Here is a 26,988-nt window from a genome sequence, read left to right as displayed (position 1 = left end):
TGAATCTAGACAGTGAGATCTCTAGAACTGTTGAGGTTCAACTCTGTCACAGATCCTGTGTGGGTCGAGCGGTCTGTTGCTCTAATCAATTAAGACACAAGGGGGCCAGCAGTGGCGTTAAGGCTGTGGAGGATAGGAAGTAGAGCCGTGTTCAACTATATTGTCCGGTGTTGTTAAGTTCGTTATCTTTAGTGATGCAGTATCTAGGGCTATTCATGATGGGAACCAGGCTTGCCGATAAAATTCAGGACAAATGGGGCAGTTCTCAGGGAAGTGTGATCCTTTGGATGGATCTCAAAGCTGCTGTAGAAGTTGCATCACTTTTTGAGAATCTTCTGGCCTATTTTGTTGTTGAAAAAGCTTGGCAGCTTTCTGTAGATCCTGTTTGGCTTGAGTAATGTTTCCTGTCTGAGCATGGGCAAGCCCCCGATCTCGATAAGCTTCCGCATACTCAGGATTGAGAGCAATGGCTTTGTCATAATCTGCGATCGCTTGGGGGAATTGCTTTAAGAATTTGTAGGCAATGCCCCGAAAATTGTAGGCCATCGCATCCTCAGGATTGAGGTTAATGGCTTCATCAAAATTTGTGATCGCTTGGGGGAATTGCTTTAAGGCAAAGTAAGTAATGCCCCTACCTTGGTAGGCTAGTACAAACTCAGGATTAAGGTTAATGGCTTTGTCGTACTCTACGATTGCTTGGGAGTATTGATTTAAGTTTCTGTAGGTAGTGCCTTTATGCATGTAGGCGAGTGCATGCTCAGGATTGAGGGCAATGGCTTTGTCATAATCTGCGATCGCTTGGGGGTATTGCTGTAAAGCGTGGTAGGCTAAGCCCCGGCCATTGTAGGCTAGTACAAACTCAGGATTGAGGGCAATGGCTTTGTCATAATCTGCGATCGCTTGGGGGTATTGCGCTAAGACTCTGTAGACATTGCCCCGGTTGCTGTAGGCTTCCGCATACTCAGGATTGAGGGCAATGGCTTTGTCAAAGTCTGTGATCGCTTGGGGGTATTGCGCTAAGGCATCGTTGGCAATGCCTCGGTTGTTGTAGGCGAGTGCATACTCAGGATTGAGGGCAATGGCTTTGTCAAAGTCTGCGATCGCTTGGGGGTATTGCTTTAAGTTAGTGTAGGTAGCGCCCCGATTGTTGTAGGCTTCCGCATACTCAGGATTGAGGTTAATGGCTTTGTCATAATCTGCGATCGCATTGGGGTATTGCGCTAAGTCATAGTAGGTCAAGCCCCGGTTAAAGTAGGCTTCTGGTAGCTCAGGATTGAGGTTAATCGCTTTGTCAAAGTCTGCGATCGCTTGGGGGTATTGCGCTAAGACTCTGTAGACATTGCCCCGGTTGCTGTAGGCTTCCGCATACTCAGGATTGAGGGCAATAGCTTTGTCAGAGTCTGCGATCGCATTGGGGTATTGCTTTAAGCCAAAGTAGGTAAAGCCTCGGTTAAGGTAGAACGCTGCTCGTTCTGACAATTTCAAGGCTTGGTTAATTGCTGCTAATGCCTCATTTTTACGCCCCAGCTCACTCAAAATGCTATGTTTTTCGCTATACAAATTGGCATTTTGAGGCTGTTGCTCAATCGCTTGATTAATCGCTTCTAGCGCCTGCTCATATTGTTGTTGTTTGCGGTGGAAACTGGCTAGATATTCCCAAGCTGGCGTGTAGCTCGGCTGCCTGCGGATCACCTCTTTGAGGGCCGTGATGGCTAGTTGCAGCTTGTCTTGATTGCTTAATGCCTGGGCTTTGCCAAAATAGGCCAGATGCACATAGTCTCGATTTAACTGAATCGCTCGTTCAAAAGCTGCGATTGCTTCGGAATCACGACCCAATCGACGTAATTGGTTTCCCCGCTGAATCCAAATCTCAGGAGCGGCGTTTTCTGTGGGTATTGCTATATTCAATAACGCCTGTCGCCGTTCTGAATTTCGTTGTTGATCTAAAGTTGGGGGTGGTGTCGTTGCTTGCTTCTGGAGAGGAACTTGCAGTCGTGAGGCTAATCCCAAAAATGTATTGATAGGAATTCCCAAACTATTCCCTAATTGAATCACGCTCTCTCCAGACGAAGATTCTTCCGCCTCTGCTTGGCCATGAATCCCAATAACGTGACCTTGATAATTTAGAACAGGCCCCCCACTCATTCCCCCATAGGTAATGCTGGTGTACAGCAGGTCATAGCCCTGAGCAAAGCTGCCTTGGGTAACGGCAAGACTAGAACTGGCTTCCGCTTGAGTGCGGCCCGTAATTTGGATGTTGGTGGTATTGAACCGACCTTGTTCTTGCTCAAAAATACCGCCACTACTCATTAGCCATTGAGGGGCGGTCTGCCCTATTTTGGGAAACCCAGCAACAAAAACAACATCATTCTTACTTTGGCGATAGTTTGCCAGAGTTGCAACGGCATAGTTGGCTTTGCTCTCAAATTCAATAACCGCTAAATCAACCCCTGGCTGTCGGCGGATGCGATTGGGGGTCAGGGCATGGTCTTGGCCATCGGCAGTGGTGAGAGTGAAGTTAGGCTGGGTGCCTGGTTTTTGGTGGAGGACATGCTCTGCGGTCAGGACGGTATAGGTGTTGCCTTGTTTGGCAATAATGACCCCAGACCCATTGGTGTTCTCTGTCATGTTGTTGATACGAACCGTGAATTGTTGGGCTTGCTGTTCTAGTTCAGCTAGCCAGCCCGTCCAGTTGGGCTGAACAAGCTTTGTATCTTGTTGAGGAGTAGGCAGCTCGTAGGCAATTAATAGCTTTGTTTCAATTTGGGCTAAGACCGTTTGGATCGGAATGGCCCAATTATGCTGGCGCAGTTTTTTCCTATCTTCAGGGCTGATGGGGGTGCCATCGGCTTGGGTATAGTTATCAATCAGGGGATTCGCACTGCGACCTTGAACACCGATCAATTGTCCACTTGTGGCTTCGAATAGGGGGCCGCCACTGACGCCTTGGGGAACATTGCCATCAAAGCCAATTTGATAGCCTGCTTGGAGGGGTTGGGGTAGAATTTTCTGGACTTGGCCACTGTTGCTAGAGAAGGTCCCGGATTCAGCCGCGTACCCCCCCGTAAATAGTTGCTGGCCGACTTTGGGTTGAAAGGTGCCAATCTCAGCGAGGGTATAGGGTTGGGAACTTTGGAATTGGACTAGGGCCAGGTCATAGTTGTTGGGAAAAGAGTTAGGTACAACCTGAGCGGTATGGGTTTGGCCGTCGTGAGTTTGGACGTTGAGGGTTTGGGCACCTCGAATCACATGGGCATTGGTGAGGACTAGATAGGTGTTGCCTTGCTTGCTGAGGAGAGTCCCGCTGCCTTGGTTCGTATTGCTGCTGACTCGAACGCTAATTTTTTGGGCGTAAGTGGCCTGCTCTTGTCCGGGATTCGCTTGAGCTAGGGGGGCTAGTGGGGCATTTGGGGTGACAGGCATGCTGATTGCAGGTTTGATCACCATGGATGTCAGCAATAGCGGAAGTAGGGACAGAGAATATCGCAACATAAGCTAATAATCACTCGCCAAGATAGTAGTAGGAATCAGTAGAACGTCTTATGCCCTATCGTGTAGATCTAGGGTGAATATGCACAACCCATCACTCTTAGATCGTCTGATTTACCCGTTGGAAACCATCACAGCCCCAAATATTTGAGGGGATAGACTGCTTTTGGATCAGCTGAGATTGCCTAACGCTAACGGCTTTTTCATTCATCAGAGAAAGGGGATGGGCTCCGTCATTAAGTTGGAGAAAAAAATAGTTAAGGAGCTGGTAAAGCCGAATCGGCCAAAAGCTTTTGGGCCTCAGTGATTAACTGATCGCCCCAAAGGTTTTTCTTGAGAAATTCGACTTCTCGGAATTTGGGATCTTGCTTGAGGGCCGATTGGGCTAGGGCAATCGCTTGTTGTTGATCTCTGGGGTAGAGCGCAGTAGCTAGAGCAAGCTGAGGTTCTGCCAGAGAGCTATCAAGTTCAATCGCTTGCCGGAATTGGGCAATCGCTTGCTTTCGATTCCCTTGCTCATAGTAAATAAGCCCCAAGTTGATGGTCGGGATAATCGCTTTGGGATTGAGGGTGATAGCCTGCTGAAAGTCATTCAAAGCGAGGGACGGATTGGCCCCTAAGACATGTAAAATGCCTCGACGGGTATAGCTGGCTGCATTGGCCTGGAGTTCAATCCATTGATCTGCATCTGTGATCGCATCTTCAATACGGTTTAACGCCTGATAAGTTCTACTACGAAAGTCATAGACAAACCCTAGCTTTGGATTGAGTTTAATCACGGTATTGAAGTCAGCCAAGGCGTCCTGATATTTCTGGGTTCCCAAGGACAGGCGACCTCTACCGACATAGGCCATCACATTTTTGGGATTAATGTTAATGGCTTGATTGAAATCAGCCAAAGCATCCTCTTGGCGTTGCCAATTTAAAGAGTTATTGCCCCGAGCAATGTATAAGTCTGCCGCAAAGGGAACGGTGGGATTGGGAAGGAGGGCAAGGGCTTTAGAATAATCTGAATTGGCCTGTTCATATTGCTGCAAATTGCCATACATCTGGGCGCGGCTACTATGTAACAAACTTCGTTGAAGGGGGGTCTGGGGGGCTAACTTAATGGCCTGGGTATAGTCAGCCAGGGCTTCTGGATACCGTTTTAATGATTTATAAACATCGGCTCGGGCCTCATACCCCTGACTGTCCGACGGTTCAGTTTGCAGAACCTTTTGAAAATCTGCATTGGCTTCAGCTTCCTGGCCTAATGTGCGGTAAACCTTGCCCCTTTGGATATAGGTGGATAAATCCTTGGGGGCAATTTCTATGGCTTGGGTATAGTCTGCGATGGCCTCTTGATAGCGGTTTAAGGCTGTGTAATTCAGGGCGCGGGCGCGATAGAGATAGGTAACTTTAGGGGACAGTTCGATGGCTTGGGAAAAATCGGCAATGGCCTGTTCCAGCTTGCCAAGGTCGCTGTAAAGAAAGCCACGAGCGGAGTAGGCCAACCCCTTATACTTTTTATCTGTCTCTAATTGTTGGGGGAAATCAGCGACTTCAATGGCTTGGTCAAACTGCGCGATCGCACGTTGATACTGGCGAGTCCTTTGATACACCGTCCCCAGACCGATATAAGCCCGAGTATTGTTTTTGTCCACTGCAATGGCTTGGGAATAGTCGGCGAGGGCTGCTTCTGGCTGGTTCAAGGCGGCATAGGCATCGCCCCGGTTGTTGAAATAAATTGGATCAGGTGGGGCCAGCTGGATGGCCTTGGTTAAGTCTGCGATCGCAGGTTGGTATTGCTGAGTTGTGATATAAACATTGGCCCGACTGAAGTAGTCATTGGCACTGTCAGGCTCTAGCTCAATGGCTTGGGTATGGGCTGCGATCGCAGCTTGATATTGTTTTTGGGCAAAATAGACAAATCCTTGGCCCGAATAATTGATGGGATTTTTGGGATCAATGGCAATCCCTTGGTTAAATTGAGCCAAGGCTTCCTGATAACGGCCTTGGGAGTGATAAAGCATCCCTAAGCCGCCATAGGCAGAGATATATTGCGAGTCCAGGGCGATGGCCTTTTTAAGATCTGCAATCGCTTCCTTCGGACGTTTCAGAAAAGAGTACGTCACGCCTCGGTTCGTATAGGCAATGGCCATATTGGGATCGATCTCGATGGCTTGGTTAAGGGCAGTCAACGTCTCTTCGTATCGGTCCATCTTGATCAGCACCCAGCCGCGATTGATATAAAAGGCTGCCCGAGGAGCCTGGGCGATCGCAGCATCAATGGCCGTTAGAGCTTCTGGATACCGATAAAGTACCGATAGAACAACATATTTCTCATTCAGCAACTGAGCATCCGTTGGCGCAATTTTTAAACCTGAATTGACGGCAGTTAAAGCCTGTTCTGGTTTTTTCTGGAGCCGATAGACCGCGCTCAGTACTTTCCATCCGGGCTTATAGTTCGGCTTGAGGGTAAGGACTTTGCGTAAAGCCATTTCAGCCGCAGGAAAGTTTTCCTGAGACCGATACACAAGGGCTTTGCCATACCAAGCCAAATGGACAAAAGAGGGATTCAATTGAATCGCCCGATCAAACGCAGCTAGGGCTTCCGCATATTGTTCCAGCCGCCAAAGCTGATTACCCCGCTCAATCCAGACTTCTGCTTTAGCGTTGCTGGTTGGCACATCCACCTGCAAAACCGAGGTTTGCCACTGGGTTTGTTGGCCCGCCGAAAGGGGTGTCGGTGCAATAGAACTGACCTGAAGGAGTTCTGGTGGGAGGTTGAACTTAGGCAGGGTTCCTAAGACTGTACTGGTGGGAATACCTAAACTCAGCCCCAACTGAATCTTTAGATTCTCGGTTTCAGATTCCCCTTCTGCTAGGCCATGAATGCCAATCACCTGACCCTGACGATCCAGAACCACCCCCCCACTCATCCCCCCATAGGTAATGCTGGTATATACCAATTCATAACCCCCTCCAAAGCTGGCTTGGGGAAGGGCAAAGACGGCGTCATTTTGGCGGACGCTATAGCTGTTGACGCTGAGAAATCCATCGGTTTTATCGAATACTTTGCCACCGTTGAACTGCCAACGGGCTGCGGATTGATTCACTTTGGGAAAGCCGGCTACAAACACTTCATCGTCTTTTCTGGGGTTGTAATCTCCAAAGGTGGCTAAGGCATAATCCGCATCGCTCGTAAACGTAAAGATCGCGAGATCGACCCCCTCTTGGCGCTGAAAAGTTTGCGGATCGACTTTAAAGATCTGTCCATCTGGGGCAACCACAGCGTACTGTTGCAGGGGACAAGGCGGTTTGCCATTGGGCGTTTCGCAGAGCACATGGTTGGCGGTTAGTACAGTGTAGGTCTTGCCTTGCTTGGCAATGAGCACTCCCGAACCGTTGGCCCCGGTCGAGCTGTTGATCTGTAGGGTGAACGTTTTCGCTCTAGCTTCCAAATCTGCGACCCATCCTTGAGCCTGAGCCGTTTTTACTGTTGAGGCCACCAGGGGTTGGGGTAAACCATAGGCTGCCAGCAGGCTTGGCTGAATTTGGGCCAGGACAGTTTGGAGGGGGATCCCCCAGCTTTGTTGGCGTAGGGTCTGAACCGTTTCAGGGGGAATGACTTGACCATCTATAGTTTTGTAGTCATCCACTAGAGGGAAGGCACTCTGACCATTGATGCCGATCAGTTCCCCTGTCGTGGTTTCTATGATCGGCCCGCCACTCAAGCCCTGTTGGATGTCTCCTGGATATCCCAGTTGATATCCTCCCTTAAGGGGCTGTTCGAGAATCTGTTGTACTGGGTTGGAACTGAGGTGAAATTGTTGGGAGTCTGCTGCATAGCCTGCACTGATAACCGATTGACCTTTGCGAGGGGTAAAGTTGCCTAGCTCAGGCAGCGTATAGGCTTGGTTACTGACAAAAGTAACGAGCGCCAGGTCGTATTTGGCGGCAAATGGTTTCTCTAGAGCTTTAGCCGTATAAGTTTGACCGTTATGGGTCTGGATCTGTAGAGACGCTGCGCCACGAATAACATGGGCGTTGGTCAGCACTAGGTATTGATTATTTTGCTTGGCGATCAGGGTGCCGCTACCTTGATTATTGTCAGTCTGAATCCTAACCGTAATTTCTTGAGCGTAGTCCTTTAATGCGTTGTCGGGCTTGGCCTGGGCAAGGGGAGCAACAGTCGATAAATTAGGCGTTGCAGGAAGCGTTGCACTGACGGCAGGACGGAGGGCTATCGATAAAATCAATAGGGGTAGCAAATCCACAAGAAAAGGTAAAACGGGTAGAAAACGTTGCAACATAGACTTTGGATGACTCACCGTAACAATGGTAAAGATAAACGTGACCTAGAGATTTAGATGTATATCGTTGACGAGGCTTTCAATATGCAACATCTCGTTAGTGTCCCGATTTATTCGCCATGGTTATTGAGACGATCATGCTTGGCATGATCTCTGCGTGAGACGAGGAAGAAAATCGCTAAACAGCTCTCCTCATTGGGGAAAGCACCAATCTCATCAGCTTTGGTTCGGAATTCTCGGAACAACCGTTCTAGCGCATTGGAAGTACGAATCAGCGAATGAATGGATTCATCAAAATCATAGAAACTCAAGGTCAGGGCAAAATCTTTGGTAAAGGTTCTGACCGCATCGGGTTCAAGGTCTGTCCATTTCTGTGCAAACACGAGCAACGCAACAATAGCTTCTTCCCAGTCTGGCGCTTTATAGATAGCATAGGCATCGTGTTTAATTTGTGAATACCGCCTGCAAGGGCGACATGGCGACTATAACCCAGCACAGACAAGCTCCATCGCTCTCATCCCCCGTTGATATTCAGGTAGCTTATTGGGAGAGAGTTTCATCAGCCCATCCACCAATCGAGCCAGAACTCCATCCCCTGTTATCGCCCACAGATGAGCAGAGAGTCCGACTCGGAATGCACTATGACGCTTGTTCGGTGAGGTGGGAGATTCGGGTCTAGTAATGTAGCGCTGGAGTCCTTTTTGCTTAAGACTTTGCCCTTGCAGGGCTGCACTGGTATAGGCAATGGCAATCAGAATGACAATCGCAACCAAACGCTCTTCCATCGCTTGAGAGCCTTCGAGGCAATAGCCTCCCTGTTTGAAGTCGCGGAACATTTCTTCGATACAGAAGCGTTTTTGATAGCTGACGATAGCGCTGTTGAGGTCACAGAAGTTCGTGAGGATAAACCAGGCTTCATCAGGCGCAAAGCCGTGATAGCGTCGTTTCCATTTGGCGGCCACATTGAAGTGTCCAAAGCCTTTAGCCTGAGTGACGCGTACATCATTGAGAAACAGCTTTTGACCAGGGGCAAGGCCAAACTGTTGAAGTTGTTGAGTAAACTGCTGGTCCATAGACACTTCGGTATTCCGCTTGAGGCGCAGACAAAAGTGGACCTTCTGTTGAGCTAACCACTGTCCGAGCTTGACGGAACAAAACTCTCGGTCACCGAGGATAACCAGACGATAGGCGGATAAATGGCGAATGACGTTGCTCAAAATAGCCGTTTGCTCGTCATAGTTGCTGCTGCCCTTTTTAGCGAGCGCTTCACACCATATGGGAATAGCGCGATGTTGCCAGACCACGCTCACCATCAATAGATTAATCACACCCCAACTGGTACGGTCGATGACGACATAAAGCTGGGAGCCTTGAGGGTACTGCTTGCTCAGCCACAGTTCAACCAGCGGTAGCCAAAGCGTTTCAAGTTCAAGGGTCGGTAAGGAGAAGAACCGTTGTATTTTTTCGGCGACTCTCAAATAGAATCGGCAGTGGCAGTCCTTCTGCTAGGGTCTCGATTTTGACACAGCGAAGCGTTTGTAAAAGATGAACCAGAATCTCAAGGAGAAGATACTGGGCAGGAGACAGTTGACGGCGTAAATGGGGTTGGTATAGTGGCAATATCATTGTCAATAAGGTGAGCTGGAGAGACATCATTTTCAGCCCATCTTTTTTCTTGTCTACCTGATTATTAGCCAAAGAAGCAAGGTGTCCACAGGGCATGTCGCCCCTCCAGGAATACCGCAGCTTCTTGGCTTCAGAGTGGGACAGTTCTTGTCCTTGAGCATCCAGGTGTGGCAATTGCTCATAGCCCAAATGCCGGAGCATCGCTCGAACCTTATGGGTAATGCACCGTTGATGTTGCGCGAGGGGAAACAGAGCGCGAATTACCTTAGGTAGCCCAGTGGTGCCATCACTCACAATCAGCTTCACCAAATGGGTTTGCAATCCTCGTTGCCGCAGGTGCTCAAAGAACAGTAGCCAAGCTGCCTCAGATTCTTGGACAGCAATTTCATAATGGAGAACAGTTTGTGTCCCATTTGGCCATATCGCCATGGCCACTAAGATGACTCTGTCTTCCGCACGGCGTAGTTTCCGAATATGCCCAGCTTGGTCTTCCCAAAAGTCTTCAGACGCACATTGAACACTCGCCCAAACCCCATCAACAATCAAAATAAAAGGGGTTTTCTCAAGACGAGTCTGACGACTTTGGAGCATCTGCTTCTGGGCTTTAAGTGTAATCCGGTTAATGGCATTCACGGATAAGACTGCACCCAGGATCTCATAGAGAGCTTCTTGCAGATCTCGAAGCGATAAGCCCATGACATACAGCCCTAGGCAAAACTCTAGCAGGCTGCCAAGGGCTCGTTGGTAACGCTCTAAAATCTGCCACTCTCGGCCTGCATTCCCTTTCCGTAGTTTGGGAACGGACAGCTGAGTAATCCTGCCGTACTGGGTATCAAGGATCCGTTGATAGTAGCCTGAACGTCGAGGTCGATCCCCTTGAATCTCTGATAGATAAGCTTGAACTTCTTCGTCTAGAGCTGACTCTACTGCGATCTGGGTGACTCGGTTAGCTTCAAGACGAAGGGTTGATTCTAGGGCTTCGTTAATAGAAGCATAGGAACTTTGAGATTGGATGCGGATAATCTGCTGCTCGCGTTGGGCAATGTTCATAAAGGAGTGCTCTGAATTCTCTATTATCAAAGCATTTCAGCTATCTCAGCCCATGGCGAATAAATCAGGACACTAACAACATCTCAGTAAATTGGTGAGACTTTAAATAGATGCAGCAAACTTTTTGGCCGACTCTACTCCTTTGAGCGGCCTCATCACATGGTCATAGCTTTCAGTCCGATTACCTTTGAGATAGAGAACTGCTGCTGTCTTTAGATCAGATCGGTATGACTTTGTATGGTGAATTTGTTTTCACTCACCAACAGATCAAGTTAGATGACCCAGAACGTTCCTTCATTGGATGGATGAATCAAGAGAATGACAGCAAATTCAAAAGTGGTTTACAGAAGTTGATTGCTGATTCATTCCATCGTATAAGCTATGAAAAACTGGTGGAGAGAATGGCTAGGAGTCATTCTCTCAAAGAGATTTTGACGTGCCATCATGGAGATTAGAGTCATTCTTTGATCCAAGTATGAAACCCACCATACTCATTGTTGAAGATGAGAAAGAAATTGCTCAACTGGTTCGCAATATGCTTGAAACTGAAGGGTTTATATGTGAAACCTTAAGCAATGGGGCAGATGCGCTGCGGGTTATAACCATGCTGCAACCAGACTTGGTCATATTAGATCTGATGTTGCCAGGTTTAGATGGTTTGGAAGTTTGTAGCCGAATTCGTCAGCAATCACTCGCCAAGGATCCTTATATTCTGATGTTGACTGCCAGGGCTGAAGAACTTGACCGGATCATTGGCCTTACAACCGGAGCAGATGATTACCTAACGAAACCTTTTAGCCCTAGAGAGTTAATAGCTAGGGTAAGAGCATTGTTACGTCGGAGTTTGCGGGGTGAACAATCTGACCATTTACTTTATAGAACTGGATCTTTCACCGTTGATGTTGAGCACCATATCGCGCAAAGGCATCTGTCAGGTCAAGAGGCTGAGATGCTGGATTTAACAAGTCTTGAATTTAAGCTTCTGCAAACTTTCCTGAGTTACCCTGGACGGGCCTGGAGTCGTACTCAACTCATTGATAATCTTTGGGGCAATGATTTTTTTGGAGACGATCGCGTTGTGGACACGCAGGTTGCTCGGTTGCGCAAGAAAATTGAGGTTAACCCTACCCAACCTCAATTTATTAAAACAATTCAGGGAGTGGGGTATAAGTTTGAAGACGGGCCATGCTAAAAACAATTGGTTTGAAGTCGCGATTGTTTTTCTCTCATATGCTGGTAATGTTCATCAGCCTGGATTTTTACATCATTATTAACCGATTGACCTCCTTTAACCGTTTCAACGAAGATCTTGATCAGTTAGTGCAGCGCCAAATCGAAATTACTGAATTAAAGTCCATTCTGATTGCAGAATTCGAAACTGCTTGGCACATCAGTATGATTTGGTCCATTCTTTCAGGTGTGACTGCTGCTCTTCTATTAAGCTATTGGGTGGCTCGACGAATTACAGCTCCCCTCATTCAGATAGAACAGACCACTCGAAAATTTGCAGATGGGCAGTTAGATATTCGTTTACCTACTAGCTCTATTCCTGAAATCAATCGGCTCAGTCGAAGTTTTAACCGCATGGCCATGAGTTTAGAGCAGGTTGAACAAAAACGCCGAGAGCTGATTGGCGATTTGGCTCATGAATTGCGCACCCCCATGACCACTATTCGAGGCTATTTAGAAGAAATAGTAGATGAGCGCATACCTCCCACTGCGGATCTATTGGATCGCTTGATCAAAGAAGTGCGGCGGGTTGAACGATTAGTCATGGATTTGCAGCTACTTTCAAAAGCAGAAGCCGGACATTTGCCACTGCATTTACAATCAATTTCTCTAAATTCACTTTTACTACACGTCAGCGAAAATCTCTCAACTCAATTGAGAGAAGATGGCCCCACTCTGGCCTTAGACTGTCCATCTAACTTACCTCCAGTTTGGGTGGATCCTGATCGCACAGAACAAATTTTAGTGAATCTTGTTGGCAATGCCCTTCGCTACACAGAACAGGGGCAAATTGTGGTGCAAGTCCGACGAGATGATCGGAATGCTTGGGTTACGGTAGCTGATACAGGCTTAGGCATTGCTCCGAAAGATTTACCTCATGTATTTAACAGATTCTGGCGATCGCAACATTCCCGCACCCGTCATTCAAGTGGAACTGGATTAGGATTAGCTATTACACAGCGCCTAGTAGAACTGCAGGGTGGGACGATTAACGTCGATAGCCAGTTAGGTATCGGGAGTAAGTTTCAGTTTTCACTCCCTCTAACGGTATCTTCGTTGACACAATAAATCGGTAGTTTTGACACAACTTTGCCACACGTGGTTTATACGCTAATTACTTGCCTAATATGCCATTTGGAAATTCCAATGCCATCATTGGTGATTGCTGTGTGTATGATCGCTACTATTTTATCCATAGAAATTAGTAAAGAGGATCATCACTCTCTAGTTTTCAACCTCTTCTACTGAAGAACTATTGGATAACTAGTTCTAGGGTTGATTTCCTGATGGCCATCAAGAATTTTGTGTAAAAACTGGAAGATTTACATGAGTTACAACCGTGTTTTAGTAGCAATTGATACCTCATTCTCGGGTGGGGTTGTCTTCGAGCAGGCTCTAGAAACTGCTCAATTCCACAAAGCAAAACTATATCTACTCCATTGTGTAGAAACTTCAATGCAGCGGTCTAGTTTATTAACTGCTTCACAAACAAGAACCACCAAAGGCGCTAATTATTTTACTCCATATGATGACGCTGATTTACAGTTCGCTCAACAAAAATGGGAGACTCAGATTGAACAAGCTAATGAGTGGCTTTTGCAATATTATCAACAAGCAACTCAGCGAGGCGTATTAGCTACCTGTGAGTCTGTTTTTGGAGCACCAGGATATCAAATTTGTACCTTGGCAAATGAGTGGCAAATTGATCTAATTGTCATGGGACGTAAAGGTCACTCAGGTCTGGCAGAGCTTTTTATTGGCAGTGTGAGTAACTATGTGTTGCATCATGCACACTGCTCAGTATTGGTCGTTCAAGACAATAAAGCTTAAAGAACCCCCCTTTATGGGAAGTGTATTTGACTCGTATGAAAGCTTTGCTCTGGGCGGCTTAACTTTTATTTGAGATTTAAAGTTAATGCATGCCTTCTCCATAAGCGGATTTCTAAAGCCCGATTTTCGCAAAAGTGGGCTTTAGTGAATTTATAAAGAGATCACGAAATATCATTGATTTTACATCCTAAAACTGAGTAGCACAAAACTCCTGGAAATGAGGAGCGATGCTTAATTAGGAGAGCTATCTAAAATGCTAAAAACTATGGAGCCAGTTGAAAACCCATCTCGCTCTTATTATCAACTTTCTGTGACGGAATCTATTGAATTCTTTGATAGTAATTCTGAATGGGGGTTAACTTCAGAGGAAGTTGCCAATCGCTATGAAATTTATGGTTGGAATCAGCTCCCCATAAAACCTGGAAAACCTATTTGGTTGAGATTTCTATTGCAATTTAATCAGCCACTTCTCTATATTCTGTTGATTGCAGGGGGAGTTAAGGCATTTTTAGGATCTTGGACTAATGCCGCCGTGATTTGGGGGGTGACGGTAATTAACGCTGTCATTGGTTACGTGCAAGAAGCGAAAGCAGAGGGTGCGATCGCTTCATTAGCCAAGGTCGTAACCACCGAAACCACGGTTCTACGTGATAGACAAACGCTACGAATTCCCTCCCAGGACCTCGTCCCTGGCGATATTGTTCTATTGACATCTGGGGACAAAGTACCAGCAGATTTGAGACTTATAAGCATAAAAAATTTGCAGGCTGATGAGTCGGCATTGACTGGGGAATCTGTGCCTGTGGATAAATCTATCCAATCTTTACCAGAAGAAATTTCATTGTCAGAGCGAACCAATATGGCCTTTGCAGGCAGTTTCATTACTTTTGGGCAAGGGACTGGGATTGTTGTTGCTACTGCAGATGCAACAGAAGTTGGGCAGATTTCTCAATCCATGATGCATAGAATTAACCTAAGTACGCCCTTGACCCGCAAGTTTACTAAGTTTAGCCGAATTTTGCTCTATGGAATTTTGACCTTAGCAACCCTAACTTTTGTTATTGGGTTAGAGCAAGGAGAGTCTTGGATTTATATGTTTGAGGCTGCTGTTGCCCTAGCTGTCAGTGCCATTCCAGAAGGGTTGCCTGCTGTTGTCACGATTACTTTGGCGATTGGGGTTAATCGGATGGCACGCCGGCATGCAATTATTCGTAAGCTGCCAGCAGTTGAGGCACTGGGAGGCGCAACTGTTATTTGTTCGGATAAAACTGGAACATTAACTGAAAATCAAATGACTGTCCAATCAATTTATGCGGGAGGAATGCATTTCGAGGTGAGTGGTAGTGGCTATAGTCCCAAAGGAGACATTAGTGCTACAGACCCTAGTGATTGTAAGAAGTGGCTCGAATATCAGTTACCACCACCTCTGGAAGAGTGTCTGATAGCTGGAGTGCTTTGTAATGACTCCCAGCTTAGACAAACAGGAGATGATTGGTTAGTCGTTGGGGATCCGACAGAAGGGGCACTGATTACGGCAGCTTCTAAAGCCAGTCTCAACCAAGCCAGTCTAGTGGCATCAAAACCTCGATTAGATGGGATTCCCTTTGAATCCCAATATCAATATATGGCAACCTTGCATGATCATGTCTCCCCAGTCATTTATATCAAAGGATCCGTAGAGGCACTATTGGGTCGGTGCTCCCGGATGATGGACCGCGATAGTCAAACGATGGCTCTGGACGCTGTACGAATTCAGAAGGCGGTTGAAATAATGGCAGAGCAAGGATTGCGAGTGCTTGCCTTTGCAAAAAAAGAAATGCATATCCATCAGCATTCGATTGATCATGAAGATATTGAATCAGACCTCATTTTTTTAGGATTACAGGGGATGATTGATCCACCTCGCCCAGAGGCTATTGCTGCTGTTCATGCCTGTCAAGCGGCTGGGATCCAGATAAAAATGATTACTGGAGATCATATTGCGACCGCTCGGACCATTGCTCAGCGCATGGGAATTCAAAAGGCTGAGCAAGTGGTGGCCTTTGGGGGGCAGCAATTAGCCAGTATGGATGATCATCAGCTTGCCCAGGCAGTTGAAGAGGGAGATGTTTTTGCCAGAATTGCTCCGACCCAAAAGCTGCGATTGGTTGAAGCACTTCAGTCTAAAGGTGAAATTGTTGCTATGACAGGCGATGGTGTGAATGATGCGCCTGCTCTCAAACAGGCTGATATCGGGACTGCGATGGGAAAAGGCGGTACTGAGGTAGCAAGAGAAGCGGCTGATATGCTCCTCACTGACGATAACTTTGCCTCCGTTGAGGCGGCTGTGGAAGAAGGGCGTACCGTCTATCAGAATCTGCGAAAAGCGATCGCATTTCTCCTGCCTGTCAACGGAGGTGAATCGATGACCATTTTGATTAGTGCCCTCCTGGCAAGGGATTTGCCCATCCTTTCACTCCAAATTTTGTGGCTAAACCTGATCAACTCTCTAACAATGACAGTACCTTTGGCCTTTGAGCCGAAGTCAAAGGGGTTGATGCAGCAGCCTCCACGAAATCCCAACGAGCCCTTAATTACAGGAAAATTATTACGCCGGATTTTGGTGGTTTCACTTTTTAATTGGATTCTGATTTTCGGTATATTTGAGTGGGCTAAATCCACTGGAAGCGATATCACCGTAGCTCGAACAATGGCCATCCAAGCCCTCGTCGCTGCTCGCATCGTCTATCTTCTTAGTATTAGCCAGTTGGGTCTGAGTTTGTTCAACTCTATTTGCCATCGGGACTTATCGATTACCCATACTCCTATTTTGGTAATGGGTATTGTTGGAGCTGTGGCTCTTCAACTCCTTTTCAGTCAGTGGTCTGTGATGAACCAGCTTTTTGAGACCGCTCCCTTAACCTTGATGCAATGGCTTATTTGCTTGTTACCGATGTTACCCATGATACCCATGGCAGCCTTGGCTAACTGGATAGATCCATCATAATGATGGATAGCCACTTTCAATTGAATTACTGTTGAATACTTGATGAGGTATTGGGATGAACATATTAGTTGCATTGGACCTTTCCCCATCCTCTCAAGAAATTGTGAAACAGGTAGAAGAGCTGTTCAATTTACCGCATGTGAAATTTTGGCTATTACATGTTGCAGATCCTGAACCAGAGTTTATTGGATATGCAGATGGTCCTCAGTATATTAGGGATGCAGTAGCTCAGGAGTTTCACGCAGAACATAAAGCTATACAAGCAATAGCAACAGAGATGCGAAATGCTCAAATTGACTGTACAGCTTTACTAATTCAGGGATATTGCCCCGACACAATTTTGTCAGAAGCTCAACGCCTCAAAACGCACCTTATCGTCATGGGTTCTCATGGTAAAAACATGATGAAACAGCTCATTTTGGGTAGCACAAGTCAAGCGGTCATACAGGACTCGAAGATCCCTGTGTTAGTGATTCCTACAAAAACTAATTAGGAGTCAAATACGATTAAGATTTACCCCTGGAACATTCGCTCATAGAAACAGTTGCCATAGGTAAGATATCTGAATAATGTGGACCAAGATAAATCTTTGGCCAGGGGGGTTGGAAGTAGCTCAATCAAACGCGTTCAGCCCTATACTTTACTGTTTTTCCTGGAAGGCTATGTTGCTATCGGGAAAATTTTCTTCGTTTTGTTTGCAGTGATCATGCACAGAGCTAGGGGGAGACCGACTCTTGAGCTTGGGATAGCGATCCGTCCCCTGGAGTAGACTTCATTTGAGTTCCTGCGGATTTTCGACGACGCGGCGGGGTGCGATCGGTAATGGGAGCGCGACGAAATAACTCTGGAACAGGAACTAAGGTCTCTCCGCCAGAATTTTGCAGCAGCATATCAGCCGTCTTGCCCTTAAGAATATCCATCAGCTGGTGCAGTAGCTGATTGGGATTATCGTGGGGCTTCATGGTAAACAGTTGGCGACTGCTTGTGCAGGTATCGTTCTCCTGGGCCAGAGCGCAGACAATGGGATAGCCATTGGAATACCCTGCTGTCAGATATTTCAGCTGTTTGGCGTCATAAAACTGCTGGAATTTGGGAGTTACTGCTGCACATCTTTTTTGGGGATTCCAGCCAAACCGAGAGAAAAACTCAGACTTCCAACCAATAATGCGGATATTACCTTGCCGTTGGGGAATCCAAACAAGGGTAGCTGGAATCTTAGAACCACTGGCTGGGTCATAGACCTCTTTGCAAAAAAAGGTCACTTGATCGGGAGAAGCTGTTTGTGCTTGAGAGACAGGGGTTTGTCCCCAAGCTGGCAGACTGCTCAAAGAGAGGGTGACAGCCATTGTACTGGTTAAGCCCCAATGCCAAAGATGATGCGTCATAAGGTGGTATCTCCTTGAATTTGGTGAGCGGGTCAGCTTCACTGTCTTATCGTTGCGTGATGTTCTCATATGCACGGGGCAAAGACCGAATCGCCAGCCCCCCTATAGCGGTCGCTACAAAGGCAACGCCTGTTGGGATAATAGGTACCCATAGGCCGCCTCCATAGAGCAGAACCGCGCATATTCCCCCTAAACAAATGAATATGCAGCCAAGTAAGGCCCATTTTATCCTGCTAGAAGATAAAGTCGAGAGACTCATACTACCGAGACTTGCCCAAACTGCGATCCACAGGGTTTCTACCCAGGTCGGCCAAAAGACGATGGCAGGCCGTCCGTTTAGCATGGTGCTCAAGAGCTGACTGGTGGCGTGAGCATGTAAATATACCCCTGGAACCATCGCCCCTGGGCTTAAGGGGGTAAGGAAATCATCTTTCCCCGGTTCAGTCACACCAATGAGAACAACCTTGCCTCGAACGGATTCGCCATTAAAGGTAGGGGAGAGAACCTGCCGCAGGGATTTTTGCGGTGAAATTTTGGTGACTGCCCCTCGGGGGGTATCCGATAGGCGTCGGTAGTGGAGCATGATTTGGCGACCTGCCAGAGCTTCTCCTTGCTGGCTGCGGTAAGGCCCAGTGCTTTGCTGGAGCCAGTCGCCAAGTTGAGCGTCCCCGACACTCACTTCTAAGTCCCCTCGCTGGAAGTTTTGACAGTCAAAGTCTTTGTTCTGGGACTGTAGGTATTGCTTGGCAATCAGCAATCCAAAGCTAAAGGCATAGTCCTCTAATTGACATTGATCCAACGACGTTGTTGTACGAGAGTCCTGGATGGCTCCAGGTGACAGGCAGGGTGACCCTGGATCAAAACTGGCTTGGTAGAGATATCTTCGGACAATGTCCTGACTAGGTGTTGCTCCGTAATCTAGAGGAACATCACTAAAGCCAATTTGATTCAGCGGCACTTCTGGGGGTGGGGCGATGCCCGCAAACGCATCTGCAGGACGGCTGGGGGTGCAAATACCGATAAAGTTTTTCTGACGCAGTTGATGGGCTAAAGCTGGACTGGAGGCAGGAATGGGGCGCAGAATATCTAGACCAATCACGCTGGGCTGGTAGGTTTGCAATTTTGCTAGTAATTGAGCAAGAGCTTTGCCAGAGAGGGACCGTCGTTGGGTGGTTCCTGGAATGATGGATCGCTCCAACCCTTGCTGGTCTTGAAACTGCATATCCTGTTGATCAATGGTGATGATTAAAAAACGCTCATCCCATTTTTCTTTGGGCTTGAATCGAAACATCAGGTCATAGGTTTGCAGCTCGATGGATTCCATCCACCCCAGTTCACGGATGCCAATCACCCCTGCTGCCACGATTAGGCTAATGCTGAGGGCAATTCCCAGACGCAGACGTTTAGGGGGAGATGGACTGGGCTGGAGAGACTGCCAGGTTGGGGGTTCTTCTGTGGGATTGGGACAGACGACCGGAAGCCAACTGGCGCAGGGATATGTTTTCTCCCAGTCATCATGCAAAATGCGTTGGGCTTGCTGGACTGAACGATAGAGGGATTGATTTTGAGTAAAGGCGTCTAAAAAAGCCCGTAGGAATTTAGGAGAGATAGCATCCGGGAGCTTCTCGCGCATAAAGACCAAATGAGGCAAAGCGATGTTTTTCTCAGCGGCGAGTTGATGGGCTAAGCCAATGCCATCACAGGAATTAAAGATGGCAAGGCGTAATCCTTTGGCGGCTGCTTCTCGCAGCGTAAATCGAAAATCAGGAATCGCGAGTTGCTCTGTTTCATCCAGCTGAATCGCAAACCGTTTGCCATCTTCTGAGCTGGCGCTATGTCCGCTGAAGAAAAGGATGTCCCAGCGATCTTGACGCAGCAATTGATTGAGCTGCTGTGGAGTCGGAGCAGTCTGCCAGACGATTTCGGCTCCGGCTTGTCCTGCAATCTGGTCCAGTAATTGTTGGTCTTCGGGTAAATGCTGCAAATCTGTGGCATAGCCCAGGATGGCTAAGATTCGAATCTTACCTGGGTGATGGCTGGATCTGGGGACGGTGGTGTATTGATTTAAAGCCAAGGCAACGGTGGCTTCGGTCTTTTCCACCACAGCCCATCTCTCCCAGGGCAGTCGTTGTAACCAGACATTGTCAGTCTGTATCCACAGACAAGCCTGCTGTCCTGCCATTAACAAGGCTTGGCGAATCTCTTCTAAGTCCCCGGTATTGAGCCACTGGTTCAGCTGTTGCTCAACTTGGGATGCAGTGGTGTGACAGGCTGCGATCGCATCTTCTCGATCCGAACTATGGGTAATCTGATCCGGGTCGCTGTGGGTTAAAGCTCGGAATAAGCTTTCTAGGCTGGCGTAGCGTTGTTGCCACTGGCGATAAGTGGCTAATAGAGCCGAATTACTGGGTAATTTTCCCCGAACAACGGTTTGGGGAAGGGACTGCAAGTTTTCTCGAATCTCAAGTTTGACACGAAATCCCTGTTCGAAATCACCATCCAATTCCAGAATTAGCAGTTTCGTCATAGATTTAATGATTCTCGAACCTGAAACAGAGGATTTCTAAAATGATAGGGTTGACCCATATTTTATCTTTAGGTCTATACCTGAAAGGCTTCAGATACCGAAGCTGTCCCTAAACTGACCTGTATTGTGAAGCGATCGCCCGTTGATGCATCAAAACGATACCGAATAAATTCATCATCACTGCGGCTAATCACTTCCTTAAACACGTCTCCTGAATCCGTCAGAATTTTTAGGTGTAAATGAGGGGGTAAAGTCAACCGTTCACCGGTGGGATAGACACTGGCCTGTAGATTGATTCCCGACTCCGTGGCAGAAATCGTCATCATCAGGGACACCTGGCAGCCCCCTAACTCAACCCCCAAATCGATGAGTTTGGCCCGTTTGATTTGGGTATCCATAAAAGCCCCAACCAGCTGGGGGGCAATCAGCTCATTGATGGCCTGCCAGCCTTGTTCAAACTGATGATTCAACCATTGGCTGAGCTGAATGGCGTGAGGAATTGGGGGCTGTGGTTGCGAGAGTGCGATCGCATGTTGTCGCCATTGCTGATTTCCGAGAATGCTGGCCCAAGTATTAAAGCTAATGCGTCGGGCTACAAAAGGTAGTGGGGTTTCCCTTAGCAAGTCCCATGCATGAGTCAATTCATCTAAGTTTGGGGCAGTTAAGGCTGCAACTTCGCCCCTAACTTGGGTCTCAGGAAAATACTTCTGCTGTAACCACAATAAATTTAGGGTTTCGGTTAACTGCTCACGCTCCAGCCTATAGGTTCGATTTCTGGGGGTAAACTGCCCCTCTTCCTTCACGGTTTTATGCGTGGTCACCCCCCATAACCGTAATCTCCCTTCCTCTAAATCCACCTGGACCGCTACGAAATAATCAGCTGCCAAATCGGGACTATCGACCCATTCTTTGGGAACTTGTACTCCGTCTAAATCCCAAGCTTTACTGGGCAAACAAACAAAACGGAAATTGTCAGACTCAATCCCAACACCATTCAGTCCCAACTGCCACCGCTCATGCTGTTGGTCCAGTCCCTTGGCATTCGGAAAGTATTCCCGGAAATAGGGCAAAACCACTGTTTCACAGATTTGATTTAGCGCCATAAGGTCTTCAATCTGTGGGGAGAGGGTCCCTGTGGTCTCGTTGGAATGGATCAAAGGTTCAGGAAGTTCTAACCAAACATGCTCAGAAGTCAAATCATAGGAACTCATGATTCGTTGCCTCCTGACTGGGTTTGACAAATAGACCATAGCCATTGGCTCACTGCTGCATTAATAGTTTCAACATCGTTGACCTGTAGAGAAATATGCAGATGATCCCTAGACCATTCCAGAAAGCGATCGGTCACAATGGTTTTCACTTTATTGAGGGTACGGGACACAGTGGATTGATTAATGCCTAGCTGTTGGCTAATGTCTTTTTGTTCTTGCCCTTCTCCGTAGTAAAGCTGAACGATCGTTTTAGTGTGGACATTTAAGCGATAGGTTTTGAGGTCTAAACCCTGCCATTCTTCCCGCAACCAAGCCAAGATTTTGGTATGAATCGCACCATAATCGTGAAGGGAGTCAGCCCTCTCTGGGGCGTCTGGGGCTGCAATCACATCAATCAGTTCCTGTTGCCCTTCCGTAGAGAGGGGCTGGTTGATAGAGACTTCGGCTGGAGCCATGTATCGAAAGACCGCTTGACCACTCGTTTTGACCCATTGTTGGATGGTCTCAAGCTCTTGAGGGTGCGGCATTAAGAGGTTGTAGGTAGCCACAATATCTGACCATATTTCTGGAGAGGGGGCTTGCGTTTTTCTCTCTCGTTTAATTTTTGCTGGTTTATAAAGCTCCACATAGCAATCCCAGGCCTGTAGATGACACTCCAGCAGTGAGCCCTGGATTCCCATCGCGATTAAGGCTTTACGGACGCGGGTCTCGCTCGTGTGTAGCAACAAACTCCAAAGAGTATGGCCATAGCTTTTATCCAGACGACGGAGTTCATCCAGAATGCGCCATTTGAGAAAAAAGCTCGCATAGGCCCCTAAGTTGGGATTAAGGATGGGGTTGAAGGAGGCCAATAATTTCTGGAAACACAGCACGCCTTGGCTAAACAAATCGAACAATGGCCGATCATTGCGATGTTGATAGGTTGACCAAAGTTGAGCTGCAACCCGATAGCAAGGCTCTTGGAGATAGGCATATAGATGATCTCGGCTGATCGCCTGGTTGTGCTGTTGCCATTGCTGATGCCAGTAAGCGACCCAGTATTGACTTTCGCCACTACTCACCCGTTGGAGACTTTTTCCCATGTGACGGCTTAATCGTGGATCAGTTTGCCAGCGTTGGAACCGTTCCTCCGACCACGCAATAAAGGTGGAGAATTGCTCAATCAGACTCTCTCTTTTATCCATAAACAGTCAAGAAACGTTATGGGGGCGTCATTCTTGAAGAGTATCGTTGGTCCTAATCACAATATGCAAGATGGACTGATGAATACTCCGTTTTTACCCCATGATACTGATCCCTTGTAGAAGGAATCCTGTTGGTACTTCCCTGGGCAGGGGGCTTCTATCTGTCCATTCACCACCGGACTATTTAGTGGAGTCTATTTTCTTTATTGACGAAATATTTTGAGAAGTAAACGCATAAACATTTAGAAAATATAAATAATTTTGCTTTGGATGATGTTTAAAAAGGGGATTAACTGAAAAGTGGGTTGTTATATGAATATAAACAACCTGATCTGTCCTCAGATATACGGAAGACGGCTGACCCACGTTACTAAATCTCTCCATAGTTATACGGAAAAACCCCTGGAAACCATAGACTTCAGTATTTCTACCGTTAGCTAATGGCGTCTGGGTTGGCACTATATTACTAACCAGCTACCGTTGCGAGCTGACTGAGGATAGTAAGGGAGACTTCCTCAAATCACATCAAATGAACACCCCTTTCTTTTTTTGGATTAGGCAATCATGTCATCTTCACTTCAGCAAAAATTTATAAATTTTCTCCAAAATGATCTAGCGATTTCCACCGCTGAATTGAATGTTGCCCTGCGTCGTCAAGATCCATCATTGGGGCAGCTACATATTATCCTATGGCAACATGGACTGATCAGCCTCAATCAACTCAATTCCGCCTTCGAATGGCTTGAGCGGGAAGCCTCAAATCCTTTGGAAGTGCAGGTTGCCTAACATCGCTGCTGATATCCTACCCCTCAATAGTCCGCTGTTCTTTTGCCGTCCACAGTAAGCTTAAGAAGAATAAGTCAGGAATTTGAAAGGATATCGATCTCAATTCATGGAAACCACATCAGACTATCAATGCGCCTATTGTGGAGAATTTAACACCACGTTTATCGATATCAGTGTAGGCTTCAGTCAGTCCTACATAGAAGATTGTCAAGTCTGCTGTCGTCCCAACTTGCTGTCTGTGAGTGTAGACCGAGATAGTTTAGAAATTGATATTGCTACTGAATATAACGGCTAATTGTCCTTTTCTGGGCAATGAGGGGTGAGTTACGAATACTCAAGCTTCATCAATACAACCTTACTGAAAGTCCATAGACATTGAATACCAAGCATGAATTGTGTGGGGTATTCCTAGTTCAGGATTCTCAGGAGATTTCTGTATTACTTTAGAAGGGCTTAACGCATTTCTCAGGGAACCTTCAGTTCCCAGGCCTAACTTGGCTAATAAGAGGTTTTCTTAACCTTGATTGCCCTTTTGGGCAATACAGTTGGGAAGAATCTTTCTATGTAGTCACTCGGTTTGGTTGATGTTAGAGCAAGTTGAAATACCCTCTCTGCGCATGCCCAAAAGTCTGGAATCTTTAATCCAGCTGATTCGCAAGCAGTCTCAAATAACGCCTCAGATTGCCTGTCAATGTGTGCAGGATGCCAATATCCAAGCTGAAGACCTGATGCTATGGGCCGATTTTGACCATCCCCTTGCCGATAGTTATGGTCGACATTTGGTTTATGACGGGGGGCATTTTGAAATTATGGTGATGTCCTGGGCTCCTGGAGACTTCAGTGCCTTCCATGATCATGGTTCGGCTCAATGGGGAGCGGTCCAGTCATTCGGCCAGGCGGAACATAGTGTTTATCACTTTGAGGATAGTTTGCTGACAACGCAGGCCATTATGCCGTTTAATGCTGGGACGATTATTCCGGTGGATCATGATTTAATCCATCAAATGGGAAATCCTAGCTCACACCCTTTTCTGAGTTTGCATGTGTATGGCACTGAGTTTCCCCAAGAAGCGATTACTGGTAGTGCTCGCATCTTTGATTTGTTAGCGGGCAAAATTCAGTTCACCGATGGGGGCGTCTTTTTCTGCCTCCCAGAGGAACTGATTACCCGGGAAATTTCAGGTCTAAAGGGCGATCGACAAACGACCTTACGTCATCACCAACAGATGTTGGCCCGGATCCAGCGGATGGAGGAGCCTCTTTCGGCTCAACTTCAGCAAGTGGCCCAAGAACTCCGCACCCAGATTTATCAACTACAGGGCTAGTTCTATTCCAGCTTTAACCATTCATTTCCATAGATTGCCAACATCGAACGTTATGTTCAATCCCAAATTCTTGTTGGTGTTGTCTAGGGCTTTGCGATCCCTGGGAACACCTCTGATTGCGTTCCTACTCCTGAATGCCCCTGACTTAGCTGGAGATGTGATGAATCCCATTTCCTTCTGTAATGTCTTGTTCCTAGGCAATCTTTGCGCGGCCCTTGTGGTTCTTTCGCGATTCGGTTGGAAATCTATCTGGCAGGATTGGCAACGGCTTCACCATCGAGTTCGCCTGGGTCTTGTGATTAATGGCTGCTTAGCAGTGGTCTTGTCGGCATTGATTTTTCTGGCACTAATGGATACGAGTGTAACCAATACAGTGCTATTGGGCCGCCTGGGTCCTGTGATTTATGCCTTGGCAGGAGCGCTTTTTTTTCGGCAGCGGATCACCAAGGCAGAATGGGTAGGATTTTCCCTGATTGGTGGGGGTGTGATTGCCTTAGCCCTGCAGCAAAACCAGTTCCAATTTTCCCAGGGCGATCTGTTGATCATTGCTTCTGCGTTTATTTATGCCCTCTCCGCTTTGGTCAGCAAGATATTGCTGTCCAAGTCTTCGAGTTTGCGAGTCGTGGTCTTTACCCGGAATGCATTTGCGGCGGTTGTGTTCTTTGCGATCGCAATTAAGTTATTTGGTCCGGTACACTTTGTCGACATCTTTTCAGGGCAGCTATGGCTAATTATGCTGATCTATTCCCTATTTGTGATTGTAATTTCTCAATTTGCCTGGTTTGCCGCCCTCAAGCAGCTTGATTCCCAAACTGTAGCGCGGTGGACCATTCTCTCCCCCGTTTTTGGCATAGTCTATGCCTTTGTGCTCAATGGAGAACGCCCGTCTTACACCCAAGGTATTGCCTTCTTGATCATTATGACGGGGGTGCTGATTTCCAACGTCAGGAAAAAACAGCCCAAAGGTCTCCCGGAGGGTGGAGAAAACAGCTTATCTGCAGCCTAATTCTATAAAAAAACGATTATGAAACTTCTTTGTATTTGCGATCCATCCCTCTATACCTCACCATTACAGGATGTACCGACGACCTACCAATATTTTGCTCAACATCCGCAGATTGAGTTGTTTCATGCCCCTGCAGAATGGGTTACTGACCCGCATCAAGTTCAGGCAGCCCTGGTGCCTCAGTCCCTCACCTATGATCAATTTTTACGGTTAGATACCTTACCGCGCTCAGAATATACCTTATCGGAATTTGATTTAGTCTTCTGTCGTCGCCTGAAGCCCTTTCCCCCTGGTTATCTCGATATTTTAGGGCAATGGTCTAAGCAAGTCCGATTTGTAAACGACCCCATCAGTAAGCTAGAGCAAATGCAGCCTGACTTTTTGGCTAAGGTCGCTGGCCCCTATATTCCTGACACCTTGATTACCAGTGAATTGGAGGACGCTTATGGTTTCCTAGAACACCATCAAACCATTGTGGCCAAACGCTCCAATAGCTGTGGGGGCAGAGGGGTTTTCAAGATTTGGCGCGAAGCAGACCACTTTTGGGTGGATAACTCATTGACCGGAACTCGCGATTTCTCCTCCTTTGACCGGGTGATGGGGTATCTACTGGGCAATGTCCCGGAACCCCTACAATTTGTGCGGTATTTGAATAACGTTACGGCTGGCGATAAGCGAGTGGTGGTGGTTCATGGTGAAATTTACGGGGCCTATGTGCGACGCTCTCGGACCGGATATTGGGTAAATAATGTCAGTGTGGATGGTGACTGTGCCCTAGCCGAGGTAACAACTGAGGAAGAAGCCGCGATTGCGGGGACGGTGGGAGCCTATTGCGATCGCAACCTCCATACCTTGGGATACGACTTTTTGCTGGATGATGACGGTATTTGGAAAATCAGCGAAATTAATGCTGGCAACATCGGTGGCTTTGCCCGCTTGCAACATTTAACCGGGAAACCGATCTGCGATCGGTTTGCAAATTGGATGTTGGCCTATGCGGGTGGCCTGAAACCTTCTGAGCGTCGTTGAGTGAGTTGGGATCTGTTGACATGCTCTTG

19 protein-coding genes are annotated in these 26,988 nt (G+C 47.2%); 10 read left to right on the top strand and 9 right to left on the bottom strand.

The window, feature by feature from the left end; all coding sequences use genetic code 11:
- Positions 1 to 294: 294 nt before the first annotated feature.
- The 5 genes from ON05_RS00730 to ON05_RS00710 form a co-directional block, all read right to left on the bottom strand.
- Positions 295 to 3,423 (bottom strand): serine protease, encoded by a 3,129-nt coding sequence (locus ON05_RS00730; RefSeq protein ID WP_262561003.1) that lies wholly within the window; start codon positions 3,421 to 3,423, stop codon positions 295 to 297.
- A 323-nt stretch (positions 3,424 to 3,746) separates the two neighbouring features.
- Positions 3,747 to 7,784, bottom strand: coding sequence for a serine protease (locus ON05_RS00725; protein WP_010481923.1), 4,038 nt, complete (start codon positions 7,782 to 7,784; stop codon positions 3,747 to 3,749).
- 110 nt (positions 7,785 to 7,894) lie between these two features.
- A complete protein-coding gene (locus ON05_RS00720; RefSeq protein ID WP_071826412.1) occupies positions 7,895 to 8,233 on the bottom strand; it encodes a transposase in 339 nt (112 codons plus the stop codon).
- 33 nt (positions 8,234 to 8,266) lie between these two features.
- On the bottom strand, positions 8,267 to 9,262 hold the full coding sequence (locus ON05_RS00715) for an IS4 family transposase (protein WP_262561002.1): 996 nt from the start codon (positions 9,260 to 9,262) through the stop codon (positions 8,267 to 8,269).
- Positions 9,213 to 10,460: a transposase gene (locus ON05_RS00710; RefSeq protein ID WP_262561000.1), complete on the bottom strand. Its 1,248-nt coding sequence runs from the start codon at positions 10,458 to 10,460 to the stop codon at positions 9,213 to 9,215. Before ON05_RS00710 ends, ON05_RS00715 begins: the two co-directional genes overlap by 50 nt.
- A gap of 475 nt (positions 10,461 to 10,935) precedes the next feature.
- Between ON05_RS00710 and ON05_RS00705 the strand changes: the two genes are divergently transcribed.
- The 5 genes from ON05_RS00705 to ON05_RS00685 all read left to right on the top strand — a co-directional run bounded on the left by ON05_RS00705 (position 10,936) and on the right by ON05_RS00685 (position 16,999).
- Positions 10,936 to 11,652: a response regulator gene (locus ON05_RS00705; RefSeq protein WP_010480611.1), complete on the top strand. Its 717-nt coding sequence runs from the start codon at positions 10,936 to 10,938 to the stop codon at positions 11,650 to 11,652.
- Positions 11,646 to 12,758, top strand: a complete 1,113-nt coding sequence (locus tag ON05_RS00700) for a cell wall metabolism sensor histidine kinase WalK (RefSeq protein ID WP_010480612.1) — start codon at positions 11,646 to 11,648, stop codon at positions 12,756 to 12,758. The genes ON05_RS00705 and ON05_RS00700 overlap by 7 nt, the downstream gene beginning before the upstream one ends.
- Before the next feature lie 258 nt (positions 12,759 to 13,016).
- On the top strand, positions 13,017 to 13,520 hold the full coding sequence (locus tag ON05_RS00695; RefSeq protein WP_010480613.1) for a universal stress protein: 504 nt from the start codon (positions 13,017 to 13,019) through the stop codon (positions 13,518 to 13,520).
- Between the two features lie 253 nt (positions 13,521 to 13,773).
- A complete protein-coding gene (locus ON05_RS00690; protein WP_010480614.1) occupies positions 13,774 to 16,506 on the top strand; it encodes a cation-transporting P-type ATPase in 2,733 nt (910 codons plus the stop codon).
- 55 nt (positions 16,507 to 16,561) lie between these two features.
- Positions 16,562 to 16,999 carry a universal stress protein gene (locus ON05_RS00685; protein ID WP_010480615.1) on the top strand — a complete coding sequence of 146 codons (438 nt, stop codon included), beginning with the start codon at positions 16,562 to 16,564 and terminating at the stop codon, positions 16,997 to 16,999.
- A 223-nt stretch (positions 17,000 to 17,222) separates the two neighbouring features.
- Here the strand turns inward: ON05_RS00685 and ON05_RS00680 are convergent, their stop codons facing one another.
- The 4 genes from ON05_RS00680 to ON05_RS00665 form a co-directional block, all read right to left on the bottom strand.
- The gene (locus ON05_RS00680) at positions 17,223 to 17,891 is read right to left on the bottom strand and encodes a COP23 domain-containing protein (protein WP_010480616.1); all 669 of its coding nucleotides are present in this window, start codon (positions 17,889 to 17,891) and stop codon (positions 17,223 to 17,225) included.
- 46 nt (positions 17,892 to 17,937) lie between these two features.
- Positions 17,938 to 20,418 (bottom strand): CHASE2 domain-containing protein, encoded by a 2,481-nt coding sequence (locus ON05_RS00675; RefSeq protein WP_010480617.1) that lies wholly within the window; start codon positions 20,416 to 20,418, stop codon positions 17,938 to 17,940.
- Between the two features lie 74 nt (positions 20,419 to 20,492).
- Complete coding sequence (locus tag ON05_RS00670) at positions 20,493 to 21,629, bottom strand: DUF1822 family protein (protein ID WP_010480618.1); 1,137 nt, start codon at positions 21,627 to 21,629, stop codon at positions 20,493 to 20,495.
- Positions 21,626 to 22,813, bottom strand: a complete 1,188-nt coding sequence (locus ON05_RS00665) for a sigma-70 family RNA polymerase sigma factor (RefSeq protein WP_010480619.1) — start codon at positions 22,811 to 22,813, stop codon at positions 21,626 to 21,628. The genes ON05_RS00670 and ON05_RS00665 overlap by 4 nt, the downstream gene beginning before the upstream one ends.
- A 564-nt stretch (positions 22,814 to 23,377) precedes the next feature.
- Here ON05_RS00665 and ON05_RS00660 point away from each other — a divergent pair.
- The 5 genes from ON05_RS00660 to ON05_RS00640 all read left to right on the top strand — a co-directional run bounded on the left by ON05_RS00660 (position 23,378) and on the right by ON05_RS00640 (position 26,959).
- A complete protein-coding gene (locus ON05_RS00660) occupies positions 23,378 to 23,599 on the top strand; it encodes a DUF2949 domain-containing protein (RefSeq protein ID WP_010480620.1) in 222 nt (73 codons plus the stop codon).
- Positions 23,600 to 23,705: 106 nt separating this feature from the next.
- On the top strand, positions 23,706 to 23,894 hold the full coding sequence (locus ON05_RS00655; protein ID WP_010480621.1) for a CPXCG motif-containing cysteine-rich protein: 189 nt from the start codon (positions 23,706 to 23,708) through the stop codon (positions 23,892 to 23,894).
- Between the two features lie 322 nt (positions 23,895 to 24,216).
- Positions 24,217 to 24,924 carry a cysteine dioxygenase family protein gene (locus ON05_RS00650; RefSeq protein WP_262560998.1) on the top strand — a complete coding sequence of 236 codons (708 nt, stop codon included), beginning with the start codon at positions 24,217 to 24,219 and terminating at the stop codon, positions 24,922 to 24,924.
- A 52-nt stretch (positions 24,925 to 24,976) separates the two neighbouring features.
- Positions 24,977 to 25,930: a DMT family transporter gene (locus ON05_RS00645; protein ID WP_010480623.1), complete on the top strand. Its 954-nt coding sequence runs from the start codon at positions 24,977 to 24,979 to the stop codon at positions 25,928 to 25,930.
- An 18-nt stretch (positions 25,931 to 25,948) separates the two neighbouring features.
- Entirely contained in the window at positions 25,949 to 26,959 is a 1,011-nt protein-coding gene (locus tag ON05_RS00640; RefSeq protein WP_010480624.1) for a RimK family alpha-L-glutamate ligase, read from the top strand.
- Positions 26,960 to 26,988 lie beyond the last annotated feature (29 nt).

It is taken from the genome of Acaryochloris sp. CCMEE 5410 (assembly GCF_000238775.2).
Taxonomy (GTDB): Bacteria; Cyanobacteriota; Cyanobacteriia; order Thermosynechococcales; family Thermosynechococcaceae; genus Acaryochloris.
This window is presented reverse-complemented; position numbering and strand designations above follow the sequence as displayed.

What these genes read in the sequence shown, in the direction of transcription:
- ON05_RS00730 (WP_262561003.1), bottom strand. Translation starts at nt 3,423, where the DNA reads ATGCCTGTCACCCCAAATGCCCCACTAGCCCCCCTAGCTCAAGCGAAT.
- ON05_RS00725 (WP_010481923.1), bottom strand. Translation starts at nt 7,784, where the DNA reads ATGTTGCAACGTTTTCTACCCGTTTTACCTTTTCTTGTGGATTTGCTA.
- ON05_RS00710 (WP_262561000.1), bottom strand. Translation starts at nt 10,460, where the DNA reads ATGAACATTGCCCAACGCGAGCAGCAGATTATCCGCATCCAATCTCAA.
- ON05_RS00705 (WP_010480611.1), top strand. Translation starts at nt 10,936, where the DNA reads ATGAAACCCACCATACTCATTGTTGAAGATGAGAAAGAAATTGCTCAA.
- ON05_RS00700 (WP_010480612.1), top strand. Translation starts at nt 11,646, where the DNA reads ATGCTAAAAACAATTGGTTTGAAGTCGCGATTGTTTTTCTCTCATATG.
- ON05_RS00695 (WP_010480613.1), top strand. Translation starts at nt 13,017, where the DNA reads ATGAGTTACAACCGTGTTTTAGTAGCAATTGATACCTCATTCTCGGGT.
- ON05_RS00690 (WP_010480614.1), top strand. Translation starts at nt 13,774, where the DNA reads ATGCTAAAAACTATGGAGCCAGTTGAAAACCCATCTCGCTCTTATTAT.
- ON05_RS00685 (WP_010480615.1), top strand. Translation starts at nt 16,562, where the DNA reads ATGAACATATTAGTTGCATTGGACCTTTCCCCATCCTCTCAAGAAATT.
- ON05_RS00680 (WP_010480616.1), bottom strand. Translation starts at nt 17,891, where the DNA reads ATGACGCATCATCTTTGGCATTGGGGCTTAACCAGTACAATGGCTGTC.
- ON05_RS00675 (WP_010480617.1), bottom strand. Translation starts at nt 20,418, where the DNA reads ATGACGAAACTGCTAATTCTGGAATTGGATGGTGATTTCGAACAGGGA.
- ON05_RS00670 (WP_010480618.1), bottom strand. Translation starts at nt 21,629, where the DNA reads ATGAGTTCCTATGATTTGACTTCTGAGCATGTTTGGTTAGAACTTCCT.
- ON05_RS00665 (WP_010480619.1), bottom strand. Translation starts at nt 22,813, where the DNA reads ATGGATAAAAGAGAGAGTCTGATTGAGCAATTCTCCACCTTTATTGCG.
- ON05_RS00660 (WP_010480620.1), top strand. Translation starts at nt 23,378, where the DNA reads ATGTCATCTTCACTTCAGCAAAAATTTATAAATTTTCTCCAAAATGAT.
- ON05_RS00655 (WP_010480621.1), top strand. Translation starts at nt 23,706, where the DNA reads ATGGAAACCACATCAGACTATCAATGCGCCTATTGTGGAGAATTTAAC.
- ON05_RS00650 (WP_262560998.1), top strand. Translation starts at nt 24,217, where the DNA reads ATGCCCAAAAGTCTGGAATCTTTAATCCAGCTGATTCGCAAGCAGTCT.
- ON05_RS00645 (WP_010480623.1), top strand. Translation starts at nt 24,977, where the DNA reads ATGTTCAATCCCAAATTCTTGTTGGTGTTGTCTAGGGCTTTGCGATCC.
- ON05_RS00640 (WP_010480624.1), top strand. Translation starts at nt 25,949, where the DNA reads ATGAAACTTCTTTGTATTTGCGATCCATCCCTCTATACCTCACCATTA.